The organism is Faecousia sp. (assembly GCF_048519415.1).
In the GTDB taxonomy this organism is placed as follows: domain Bacteria; phylum Bacillota; class Clostridia; order Oscillospirales; family Oscillospiraceae; genus JAZOXB01.
In genome coordinates this window covers 1-10,950 of sequence record NZ_DBFZUT010000075.1, presented here as the reverse complement: position 1 = coordinate 10,950, position 10,950 = coordinate 1, and the positions used below count along the sequence as shown (strand labels likewise).

Annotated in this window: 9 protein-coding genes; 1 reads left to right on the top strand and 8 read right to left on the bottom strand. The window is 60.4% G+C overall.

Going from position 1 to position 10,950, the window contains the following annotated elements; all coding sequences use genetic code 11:
* Window positions 1-769 precede the first annotated feature (769 nt).
* The 6 genes from ACMKFF_RS07975 to ACMKFF_RS07950 all read right to left on the bottom strand — a co-directional run bounded on the left by ACMKFF_RS07975 (window position 770) and on the right by ACMKFF_RS07950 (window position 9,092).
* Window positions 770-1,855 carry a galactose/methyl galactoside ABC transporter permease MglC gene (locus ACMKFF_RS07975; protein ID WP_418468012.1) on the bottom strand — a complete coding sequence of 362 codons (1,086 nt, stop codon included), beginning with the start codon at window positions 1,853-1,855 and terminating at the stop codon, window positions 770-772.
* Between the two features lie 15 nt (window positions 1,856-1,870).
* The gene (locus ACMKFF_RS07970; RefSeq protein ID WP_418468065.1) at window positions 1,871-3,367 is read right to left on the bottom strand and encodes a sugar ABC transporter ATP-binding protein; all 1,497 of its coding nucleotides are present in this window, start codon (window positions 3,365-3,367) and stop codon (window positions 1,871-1,873) included.
* Window positions 3,368-3,485: 118 nt separating this feature from the next.
* Window positions 3,486-4,670: a substrate-binding domain-containing protein gene (locus ACMKFF_RS07965; RefSeq protein WP_419496602.1), complete on the bottom strand. Its 1,185-nt coding sequence runs from the start codon at window positions 4,668-4,670 to the stop codon at window positions 3,486-3,488.
* 171 nt (window positions 4,671-4,841) lie between these two features.
* On the bottom strand, window positions 4,842-5,807 hold the full coding sequence (locus ACMKFF_RS07960) for a substrate-binding domain-containing protein (protein ID WP_419496601.1): 966 nt from the start codon (window positions 5,805-5,807) through the stop codon (window positions 4,842-4,844).
* Window positions 5,794-7,506, bottom strand: a complete 1,713-nt coding sequence (locus ACMKFF_RS07955; protein WP_419496600.1) for a sensor histidine kinase — start codon at window positions 7,504-7,506, stop codon at window positions 5,794-5,796. Before ACMKFF_RS07955 ends, ACMKFF_RS07960 begins: the two co-directional genes overlap by 14 nt.
* Window positions 7,503-9,092 carry a response regulator transcription factor gene (locus ACMKFF_RS07950; RefSeq protein ID WP_419496599.1) on the bottom strand — a complete coding sequence of 530 codons (1,590 nt, stop codon included), beginning with the start codon at window positions 9,090-9,092 and terminating at the stop codon, window positions 7,503-7,505. The genes ACMKFF_RS07955 and ACMKFF_RS07950 overlap by 4 nt, the downstream gene beginning before the upstream one ends.
* Before the next feature lie 161 nt (window positions 9,093-9,253).
* Here ACMKFF_RS07950 and ACMKFF_RS07945 point away from each other — a divergent pair, with 161 nt between their 5' ends.
* A complete protein-coding gene (locus ACMKFF_RS07945) occupies window positions 9,254-10,072 on the top strand; it encodes a hypothetical protein (RefSeq protein ID WP_419496598.1) in 819 nt (272 codons plus the stop codon).
* Window positions 10,073-10,250: 178 nt separating this feature from the next.
* Here ACMKFF_RS07945 and ACMKFF_RS07940 read toward each other — a convergent pair whose 3' ends face one another.
* Together ACMKFF_RS07940 and ACMKFF_RS07935 are read right to left on the bottom strand one after the other, a co-directional pair.
* Window positions 10,251-10,676, bottom strand: coding sequence for a putative ABC transporter permease (locus ACMKFF_RS07940; protein ID WP_418468023.1), 426 nt, complete (start codon window positions 10,674-10,676; stop codon window positions 10,251-10,253).
* Window positions 10,677-10,796: 120 nt separating this feature from the next.
* The gene (locus ACMKFF_RS07935) at window positions 10,797-10,937 is read right to left on the bottom strand and encodes an S-layer homology domain-containing protein (protein WP_419496603.1); all 141 of its coding nucleotides are present in this window, start codon (window positions 10,935-10,937) and stop codon (window positions 10,797-10,799) included.
* Window positions 10,938-10,950: the final 13 nt, after the last annotated feature.

The window sequence follows — 10,950 nt, the reverse complement described above, 5'->3', positions numbered from 1 at the left end:
GGGGAAAATTTCACAAGGCCGCCGGTCGAGCGTTGTAGGGGAGCGGCATGCCGCTCCCGGCGCAATGCTGGCGATCACTGCAGGCTGTCGATAAAGCGGTGAACGCCAACGGTTTGTCATTGCGAGGGCGCTTTGCGCCCGTGGCAATCTCGGGAAGGCACTGCCGTCCCGTACAAGCCACCGTGAAAACGGTACGCACCAATTGCGTCTGTAGCGGCGCTCAGTGAGCGCCTTGTACAGGGGAATTAAACCGTAGGAGAGCGCTGGTGCACCACGGCACTCCCTGACGTGTCATTGCAAGGAGGCCACAGGCCGACGTGGCAATCTCGCAGTACACAGTCGGATCGTGGGGAAGCCTTCGGCGAAATCGCAACTGCCTTCCCGAGATTGCCACGGCCCCGTTGGGGCCTCGCAATGACAAATCGGGGGCGTTCACCGTTTTAACGATAGTCTGTCAATTCCGCAGGTGCAGCGCCGGGAGCGGCATGCCGCTCCCCTACAAGGTCAGGTGCGGTCGGCGGGGTGCCACCAAACCTACAGCCTGAATGGCGCTCACCGCCCGCAAAGGGCACGCCGCATCCGTAAGGCGGCAAAGCCGCCAACGGCTGCGCAGTGAGCGCCGCTACAGACGCAATCGGTGCATACCGTTTCAACGATACCCGTTACGAATCGCAGGCATCGCGCCGGGAGCGGCATGCCGCTCCCCTGCTTTTGCTCTGTAATATAAAAACTCCTCCGGGCAGGAGGCCCGGAGGAGCAGCTGTTGTCTTTACTTTTTGACAAGGTACTTGCGCATATCCAGAGAGCAGGCGACCAGAATGATGAGGCCCTTGATGATGTACTGCAGGCTGGAATCGATGGCAAGGAAGGTCAGCGCAGCGAAGATGATACGCAGGATGAGAACGCCGAGCACGATGCCGCTGATCTTGCCGGTGCCGCCGACGAACGAAACGCCGCCGATGACGCAGGCCGCAATGGCATCGCACTCATAGTTCAGGCCGGTGGACTGCGTGATGGAGCTGATGCGCGCGCCCTCGATAAAGCCGGTCAGACCGTACATCACACCGGCGAACGTGTGGACAAGGACCGTCGTGCGGAAGACGTTCACGCCGGAGACATTGGCCGCCTCGGCGTTCGAGCCGACGGCGAACATGTTCTTGCCGAACGTCGTCTTGTTCCACAGGAACCAGGTGATGACGAGCAGGATGATGGCATAAAGCACATACCACGGCAGGCTGACAGCGCCGATGGAGATCATCTTGCCCTTGATGAAGCTCGAATAACCGTCGGACAGGCCGGACAGCGGCTGGCCGTTGTTATCGTTGAGCATGAAGAACACGAGGATCAGGCCATAGGTGATGAGCTGCGTGGCCAGCGTGACGATGAAGGGATGCAGCTTGAACTTTGCAACGAAGAAACCGTTGACAAAGCCGATGATCGCACCGATGGCGATGACCGCAAGAATGGCGATGCAGATACCGGCCCAGGTGGGGATATTCGGCATCCAGCTGAACATTCTGCGGGCAAGATCCGTCTTCTGCAGCAGGGCGGCAGAAAGGGCAGCGGACAGGCCGACGACACGGCCGCCGGAAAGGTCGGTGCCCGTCAGGACGATGCAGCCCGCAACGCCGAGCGCGAACGGAAGGGACGCAGCGGCCAGCGAGATGATGTTCGTGATGGAGCCGATCTTCAGGAAGTTATGGTTGACGATGGCGGTGTAGATGATGAAGATCGCCATCAGGATGTACAGCGCATTGTTCAGAATGCCGTCCGTCCAGAAGCGGCGCTTGTCGCGCCCGTCCAGCTTGCGGTAGTCCGCAGCCGTATTGCGAATTTTTGTCACAGGATTTGCCATGACCGAGGCCCTCCCTTAAACGTATTTTGCTGCCAGCCGCATGATTTCTTCCTGGCTGGTCGTTTTGGCATCCACTTCACCGGCAAGGCGGCCGCCTGACATGACAAGGATGCGGTCGCAGACGCCCAGAAGCTCCGGCATCTCGGACGAGACCATCAGCACGGTCTTGCCGCGGTTGGCAAGGTCGATGATGAGCTGATAAATTTCGTACTTTGCGCCGACGTCGATGCCGCGCGTCGGCTCGTCGAGCAGCAGCACGTCCGGGTCGGTGAGCAGCCAGCGGCCGAGAATGACCTTCTGCTGGTTGCCGCCGGAGAGGCTGCGGATCTTCGTCTCCTGAGACGGCGTCTTGGTGTGCATGGCATCAATGGACCACTGCGTATCCTTCTTCATGGAGCGGTTGCTCAGCCAGATGCCGCGGCGGTGCTTTTTCAGGCTGGAAATGACCGTATTCTCCCGGATATTCAGGATGGAGAAAATGCCGGTCGAGCGGCGCTCCTCCGTCAGCAGGGCAAAGCCGTTTTTGATGGACTCGCGCGCATTGCGGTTGCGGCAGGGCTTGCCGTCGAGGGTGATTGAGCCGTCCTTGCGGGTCATCACGCCGAAGATGCACTCGAGCGTCTCCGTGCGGCCGCTGCCGTCCAGACCGGCCAGGCCGAGGATCTCGCCGCGGCGCGCCGTGAAATTCACATCGCGCAGGCCGTTATACTGGCCCGTCAGGTGCTCGACCTTCAGGAAGGGCTCGCCCGGCTTGTTCGTTTTCGGCGGGAACTGATTGTTCAGCTCGCGGCCGACCATCAGGCGGATGATATCGTTGACCTCCAGCTCGGCAGCCGGGCGGGTCGCAATCCACTGGCCGTCGCGCATGATGGTGATCTCGTCGGAGATGCGCTTGATCTCCGCCATTTTATGCGAAATATAAATGATGCCCACGCCCCGGTCGCGGAGCATGTTGATAATTCGGAACAAATGCTCGACCTCGTCCTCCGTAAGAGAGGAGGTCGGCTCGTCAAATACGATGACCTTCGAACGATAGGAGACCGCCTTCGCGATCTCGACCATCTGACGCTGCGAAACGGGCATCGTGCTCATGATCCGGTGCGGATCGACATTGATGCCCAGCTCGTCGAATATTTTCATGGTCTCCCGGTACATTTTGGTCTCGTCGACCACCAGTCCGAGATGCTTCGGGTAACGCCCCAGCCAGATATTATCCATAACAGAGCGCTTCAGAGCCTGATTCAGCTCCTGATGGACCATGGCCACGCCATTGTCCAGCGCCTCTCTGCTGTTTTTGAAATTGACTTCTTTGCCTTCCAGGAGGATGGTTCCGCTGTCCTTGTTATAAATGCCGAACAGGCACTTCATCAGCGTGGATTTGCCTGCGCCGTTTTCTCCCATCAGAGCATGGACGGTTCCCCGTTTCAGCGTCAGAGAAACATGATCGAGCGCCTTGACGCCCGGGAAGGTCTTCGTGATATCCGTCATCTGCAGCAAGATATCCTGATCCATATTCATTTCATGTCCTCCTTACTTCCTTGGCCTGTTTGAAAATCTGAAAAGGAGGCTGCCGCCCTGCGGCAGCCTCCCCTTTTCGATTTCGATCAGTCAGAGTTTTTATGTCCGATGCTTACGCGGTGTAGGGAGCATAAGCGACATACAGCTTCGTGGCAACGCCCTCGGCGACGCTGTACATCTCGGTGTTGCTCTCAGCCGTAGCAGCGACGGCGTCCTTCAGAGCGGTGCCTTCGCCGACAGCCTTGGCGATCTGAGCGATGGCGGCAGCCATGCCCTCGGCATCCTGCTTGACGGTGCCGGTCATCTTGCCGTTGGCAATGAGCTCCTTGGCGGAATCGGTGGCGTCAACGCCGAAGACCGGGATGGTCTTGCCGGTGCCGTTGTTGTAGCCCGCGGACTCCAGAGCGGAGATGCAGCCCTCAGCCATGTTGTCGTTGTTGCAGATGATGAGCTCGATCATGTTGTTGTTGCCCTCGTTGTACTGCGAGAGGTTCGTGTTCATGTAATCGAGTGCTGCAGCAGCGGACCACTGGCCGTTCAGGTCGACCTGATAGCCGGAGGTGTTGTTGGCATCGAAGTAGACAAGCTCGGGCTTGCCGGCGGCAGTCAGGACAGCATTGGCGTCCTCAACGCCGTACTGGGTACGGTAGATGGCCTCGACGTTTGCCTCGTCGCCCTTGAACATGGCGTAGGAGATCTTGCCGTCGCCGTTCAGGTCGAGCTCGTCATAGTGCTCGAGGACGTACTCGCCGACCATCTTGCCCTGCAGATGGCCTGCCTCGGGGGCGTCGGTGCCGACGAATGCGATGTTCTCATAAGCGTTCAGGACGGAAGCGGAAGCCTCGACGCCGTCCTCATCGACTGCGCGGTTGAAGAAGATAACGGGCACATCGCCGGCCAGCTCCATGATGCCCTTCGCGGTGTCGGAAGAACCGGAGGTGACCATGTTGACGATCAGCAGGTTATAGCCGTCAGCGATTGCGGTCTGGATGGCCTCGTTCTGCGTGGTCTGGTTGCCGTTGGAGTCGAAGTCCTGATAGGTAACGCCCAGCGCGTCCAGCTGTGCATCGAGAGCGGTGCGGACGCTGGAGATGTAGGTGTCGGAATAGGTGTAGTAGAACACGGCGACCTTCAGATCGGGGCCCACAGGGGTGTCGCTGTTGCCGGTATCCTCAGTGGCGTCGGAAGCGGGCTGAGAATCATTCGTCGGTGCCTCGGTCTCGTTGCCGTTGCCGCCGCAGGCGACCAGAGCAACGACCATGACAAGGACAAGAAGAAGCGCAAGAAGTTTTTTCATTGTCATTCATCCTCCATAAATTTCTGCGGAATCTCCGTTCCGCGTAATTAAATTTTAACAGAATTTGTACAAAAAACAATGAGATTTCTTACGCAGGAAGGGTGAAAACTTCACATTCTTTGTTTTGGATGTCAAAAACAATGCGTCGAATTTGTGCAAAATGCGCATATGTCAACCGAACGAGAACAGTGCCTTCTGATTCTCGATGGTGAACATCGTCTCCTTCGTCACGGTGCGCGTCGCCGTGTCGAGCAGCTCCGCCGTGCGGTAGGTCTGCCCGTCGAGCAGATTGCACACAGCCTCGACCCCGAGGTAGCCCATGGCATAGGGATTCTGCACGATGAGGGCCGAAACGGCCCCGCTCTGCAGCAGGTCGATGCACTTGACGTTCGTATCAAAGCCGACCATGCGCACGCGGCCCGCGAGGCCAAGGGAGTGCACGGCCATGGCCGCGCCGACGGCGATCGGCTCGTTGAAGCCAACGATCACGTTGATCTCCGGGTGCTCCACAAGGAGCTGCACCGTGCGGACCTGTGCCGTCGTGGCGTCGGTGTTGACGTTGATCGTATAGATGTCCTTCACACGCGGGTCTCCCGCCAGCGCCTCGCGAAAGCCGCTCTCGCGCTCCTGCCCGTTGCGGCTGCCGAGATCAAAGTTCACGATGCCGACCGTCAGGCTGTCCCAGTCCGTCTGCAGGGCAGCGCGCCCGGCCATGCGCCCGGCCTCGACATTGTCTGTGCCGATGCGCACGCCGACGCCGTCGGAGTCCACGTCGCTGTCGATGACGGCGATCTTCAGGCCCTGCTTGGCCGCGCGGGTGATTGCCTCGGCGTTTTTCGTGTAGCTGATGGCGGAATAGACGATGGCATCTGCACCGGCAGCGACGGCTTCGTCGATAAGACGGTTCTGCTCCTCGTAATCCTCCTCCGTCTCCGGCCCGCAGATCGTCAGATCGACGTTATATTCCGATTTTGCGGCGTTCGCCCCGGCAAAGGCAGATTTCCAGAATTCCGTGTTCGTGGATTTGGCGATGAACCATACAGAGCTCTGTGACGTGACAGTCTTGCGGCTGCAGCCCGCCGTCAGAAGCACGGCGGCCGTCAGGAAAAGTGCGGCCAGCCGTTTAGCGTTTTTCATACTCTGCCTCCTCCCGCACCTTCGGCATGCGGATATATACGCGCGTTCCCTCGTCGGGCACGCTGTCGATGGTAATGCCATAGGCCGGTCCGAAATAGATCTTCAGACGATCGTTGACGTTCTTGATCCCGATGCCGGTGTGGTCGCTGCGCTCCTTGCGCAGGATGGCCTGCACCTGCTCCGGCTCCATGCCGGTGCCGTTATCCTCGACGGTGAACAGGATATCGTCCCCGTCCGCGCGGCACGAGATGCGGATCTCCCCCTCATCCACAAGGCCGTTGATGCCATGGTAGATCGCGTTTTCGATGATGGGCTGCAGCGTGATCTTGTTGCACAGGTAGTCCAGGCACTCCTCCTGCACGTCGAAGGAATAGGAAAACTGATTCTTATAGCGGTGGGACTGGATCTGCAGATAGCTCTCGGCATGCTGCAGCTCGCTGCGGATGGGGATAAGCTCGTGGCCGCGGCTGATGCTGATGCGGAACAGCCGCGCCAGCGCATTGACCATCTCGACGGCCTCGGTATTTCTCCCCTGCTCACACATCCATGCGATGGAGTCAAGCGTATTATAGAGGAAGTGCGGGTTGATCTGCGCCTGCAGCGCGCGCAGCTCCGTCTTGCGCAGATTGACCTCCTCGGCACGCACCTGCTCCATGAGGCGCTGGATCTGCACGACCATCTGCCCGAACGAATCCGACAGCACGCGCACCTCGCGCGCACCGCCGACCGGAACATAGGTGAAATTGTCCGCGTCCTGCTCGAACTGACGCATGGCTGCCGTCAGGCCGTGCATGGGGCGGGAAAGCGTGCGGAACAGCACAAAGCTAATGATGACGGCGGCCAGCAGGATACCGATGCCGGAGGCGGCCAGAATGCGGCTGACCTCCTGCACGCTCTCGGTGATGAGCTCCTCGACGAAGCTCACACCGACAACGCGCCAATGGCTGTTTTCCAGCGAGGTGAGCGTATAGATCATGCTGCCGCTCTCGTTGCTGCCGTCCGGCAGGCCCGCGATGAGCGATGTGTTCTCCCGCTTGAGGTCGGAATAGATGAGCTGCTGCTGCGGGTGATAGATGATGTTGCCGCTCTGGTCCATCAGGAAGCAGTAGCCGTGCTGGCCGATGCCGACGTCGTTCAAGTAGGCAGAAATGCTGCTGAAGCTGATGTCCAGCGCGATCCATTCCTCGCGGCCCGGCGCATCGAGCGGCGCAACGAGCGTGACGACCCACGGATAATAGCCCTGAAAGATCGAGGCCACATGAGGCGTGGAGACATAGCCGTCGGCATAGTCGTCCATTTTATCGGGATCAAACGAAAGATTCTGATAGATCTCCGTGCGCTTTGCCCCGCGCGACCGGCAGTCCACAAGCCCGCCCGCCGCGTCATAGGTCGTAACGGCCACAACGTCCGGCCGGATCTGCAGGAAGGCGGCAAAGAAGTCGTCCCGGTCCTGCCGCGGATCCTCGAGCTTGCGCTCGAGCAGCTCCATGAGGCTGTTGACATCGTCCAGATAGTCCTCGACCGTCTTGCCTACCTGGGCGACGGACTGGCGCGCAGAGGTCTGCACGCTCCGGATGAGCGAGCGCTGATACGTCTGCAGGAACACGGCCATGGCTCCCAGCACGATGGCCGTGATGGTACCGACGAGCGCCAGCACCAAAATGGATGTCATGCTCAGGCCGCGTCTTTTCCGCGTCATGCTCCATCGCCTCCCCGCTCGCTCTCGGCCCGGCGCAGCTGCGCGGGCGAAACGCCGTAATATTTTTTAAAGCAGAAGCTGAAATAATGCTGGTCGGAATAGCCGCACTGCCGCGCGACCTCGTAAATTTTCAGGCTGCTCGTCGTCAGCAGGGCGTGGGCGACCTCCATGCGCTTTTTGATAAGCAGGTTCATGAACGTGTCGCCTGCGTACTTCTTCATATTGGCGCTGAGGTAGTTCGGGCTGACGTGAAGCTGCTCGCTCACGCCGCTGAGGGAGAGGTCCTCCTCCATATACTGCTTTTCAATGGTCTCCATGGCCTGCGCGCACAGCAGGCTCACGCCGTCGCGCCGCCGCTCGGCCAGCAGGTCGCGCGCCGCAAGGCACAGCGCCGTGACGCGTCGCTGCAGCTCCTGCGGGGGTGAAATGGAAAACAGCGGCTCCGGGATACGGCACCGGCGCAGCAGCGCAGCCGCCTCCCCCGGCGAGACCGCCGTGTGCAGCACGCGCTGGGCCAGTGCCAGCACCTGCAGCGTCACGCTGTCGCTCTCCGCCGTGCCGCTCGATGCGCCGAAGCTCTGCACGAGCTGCTTTTCCAGCTCCTCACGGCTGCCGGAGCGCAGCAGATTGTCCAGCGGCGCGAGCAGGGCGCCGAGGTCCGTCTGCGCCGTTCCGCTCTCCGCTGCGATCTGCGAAATGTGATAGATGCCGCTCTCGCCCGCAAAGCGCTGGGCGTCCACCGCCTCGCGGCTGGCCGCGTGGCAGCGGCAAAAGCTCGTAAACGGGTGGCTGATGCCCACGATCGCCCGCAGCTCCAGTACACGGGCGAAGGACTGGCGCAGCTCGTCGATGGCAAGCTCCAGTCCGCGCAGCTCCTCCTCCGCGATCAGCAGCGTCAGCAGACGTCCGCCGGAATACACGCTCCGGCTGCGGCAGAGCTTGCCAAGCAGCATGTCCACGGTATAGGCCATATCCGGCGTCGTGCGGTTCTGGCCGTCCTGCTCCAGCCGGATGGCAAGGACCGTCAGAGAATACCGCTCCTGCCCGGCAGCCAGAATGCCCGCGCCGACCAGAGAGGCCAGCAGCGCGGGATCGTCCTGCTGCGCCTCCTCGGCAAAGCCGTCGAGCAGCAGCGGCAGCAAAAGCTCGCGCCAGCCGCTCTTTTCCGGCTTCTGCGGCAGCAGGCGGGCGAATTTCCGGCGAATCTTCCCGCGGATCTCCGCCAGTGCCTCCGTCAGCTCCCGCATGCCGATGGGCTTGAGCAGATAGCTGATGACATTATACTCAATGGCTTTCTGGGCATAGGCAAAGTCGTCATAGCCGCTCAGGAAGGCGATCTGCGTCAGCGGCCGCAGCTCGCGCACCTGCTGGGCCAGACTCACACCGCTGATATAGGGCATGCGGATGTCCGTCAGCAGCAGATCCGGCTGCAGCTGCTCGACGAGCTGCAGGGCATCAAGACCGTTCCCGGCGCTCCCGACGAGACGGAAGCCGATCTCCTTCCACGGGATCATGCTGCACACCGCCTCGCGGAGCTCCGTCTCGTCATCCGCCACGATCACGGTCAGCAGTTCCTTCTGCTCCATGGCTGTGCCCTCCTTGTCGTTTTCTTTTCATGATATCCTATCACAGGGTGCCCCGTCAAGCGAATGGCCATGATTTTTCCAAATCCCAGCAAAAAGGATAGGATTTTTGTCCCGGCTGTGCTATAATTTAATGGCTAATGTTTGAATGGGAGGCCATTACCATGAAGAGACTCGGGTCCACCCGTGCAGCCGCACTGCTCGGTATCACCGGCGGCGCAGCCGTGCTCGCAGCGATCCTGCGCTGGGTGCAGCTCAGCAACGATATCAAAAGCAATGGCGCCGTCCTGCCGGGGCGTTACCTCTATCTCGTCATCGCCGTGCTGAGCGTGGCCGTGCTGGCCGCGCTGGCCGTTCTGATCCGGCCGCTGCGCCGCCAGACGCGCTGGGAGGAGATCTTTTCCGGTGGGAAGCTGCCGAATATCCTGCACATCGCCTCGGCCGTGTGCTTCGTGATCGGCGGCGTCATGCTCTACTACGCATCCCTGCCGAAGACGGAGGACGAAGCCCTCGCCCTCACGCAGCTGCAGAAGACAATGAACCTGCTCATCCCGCTGCTCGGCGCCGCGTGCGCGGTCACGCTTGTTGCCTTTGCACGCAAGTGCCTGCGGCACGAGAAGCCCTCGCCGCTGCTGTATATGATCGTGAGCATCTATCTGGTCGTGCGCCTCATCGTGAATTTCCAGAAGTGGAGCACCGATCCGTCGCTCAACGACTTCGTCTATCACCTGTTCGCCGCCATCAGCTGCATGCTGGCAGCCTTCCAGCTCGCAGGCTTCAGCTTCGGCAAAGGCAAGCGCCGCATCACGCTGTTCTGGTCGCTGTGCGCAGTCTACTTCTCCGCGATCTCCGTCATAGACTGCCTGTGCGGCCGCGCGAACGACGCCGGTATTCAGGTCGCCCTGCTGCTGACCATGGCTGCAAGCAGTCTGCAGCTGCTGTGCAACCCCGCGCAGAACGAGCCGGAGGGAAAAACGCTCTGAAGCCCGGAAAAACACGGTGCAGGCCCCCCCAAAAAAAGGCTGCACCGTGTTATTTTATTCCGGAATATTTAGAATAATGTGTTGTGTTCACTTGAACTATGCAGAAAAACCGCAAAAGCACTTATTCGCAAAGCGCCCGTCACAGCCAACCGGCCGTGACGGGCATTTTTTTGGTCTCCTACACCCACCGCAGCTGCGGGGCCTGAGTGCCGAACAGGACGCGGCGCATGCCGCGGTCGAGCAGGATACCGATGCCGCACAATGGGAACCACAGGAGCGTGAACGGCAGGCAGATCTGCCCGAGCAGATTGAACGGCGCGGCGGAATAGTCCCACACGCCAAGGTGCATCACGCGGTTGACGAGCACGCCCGTCCAGAATTCAAAAAACGTCACGATGCACGCGCCCAGCGCCATCTGCGCCAGCAGCGGCATACGCACGCGCCGCCCGAGGCTGCTGACCGTCCAGAAGCACAGTCCGCCCAGCAGGAACATGCTCCCGTGCGTCCACTGCCGCCACAGCAGCTCTACCGTGCAGTAGAACATCCCGCCGAGGTAGAAGACCACGGCATTCTCCCAGATGCGCTGCACTCTGCTTTTTCGCATTTTGATCCTTCCCTTCTGAAATATCCTGTGGGAAGCATATCCACATAGGGGAGGATTCAAACCGGGAAATGCAAAACGCTCCCCATGCGGCCGGAGCCACATGGGGAGCAGGGGGAAAGATCAGGCGTTCAGGTACCGGGCAAGGATCACGGCGATCTGTGCACGGGTCGCGGTGTCCTGCGGCAGCAGCTTGCCGTCAGAGCCGTTGATGAGGCCTCTGGCGACCGCCCAGTTCATGGCCTCCAGCGCGTAGCCGGAGATGTCCTTTGCGTCG

Excerpts from the sequence above, each read along its gene's own strand:
- ACMKFF_RS07975 (WP_418468012.1), bottom strand. The coding sequence starts at position 1,855 with ATGGCAAATCCTGTGACAAAAATTCGCAATACGGCTGCGGACTACCGC.
- ACMKFF_RS07970 (WP_418468065.1), bottom strand. The coding sequence starts at position 3,367 with ATGGATCAGGATATCTTGCTGCAGATGACGGATATCACGAAGACCTTC.
- ACMKFF_RS07965 (WP_419496602.1), bottom strand. The coding sequence starts at position 4,670 with ATGAAAAAACTTCTTGCGCTTCTTCTTGTCCTTGTCATGGTCGTTGCT.
- ACMKFF_RS07960 (WP_419496601.1), bottom strand. The coding sequence starts at position 5,807 with ATGAAAAACGCTAAACGGCTGGCCGCACTTTTCCTGACGGCCGCCGTG.
- ACMKFF_RS07955 (WP_419496600.1), bottom strand. The coding sequence starts at position 7,506 with ATGACGCGGAAAAGACGCGGCCTGAGCATGACATCCATTTTGGTGCTG.
- ACMKFF_RS07950 (WP_419496599.1), bottom strand. The coding sequence starts at position 9,092 with ATGGAGCAGAAGGAACTGCTGACCGTGATCGTGGCGGATGACGAGACG.
- ACMKFF_RS07945 (WP_419496598.1), top strand. The coding sequence starts at position 9,254 with ATGAAGAGACTCGGGTCCACCCGTGCAGCCGCACTGCTCGGTATCACC.
- ACMKFF_RS07940 (WP_418468023.1), bottom strand. The coding sequence starts at position 10,676 with ATGCGAAAAAGCAGAGTGCAGCGCATCTGGGAGAATGCCGTGGTCTTC.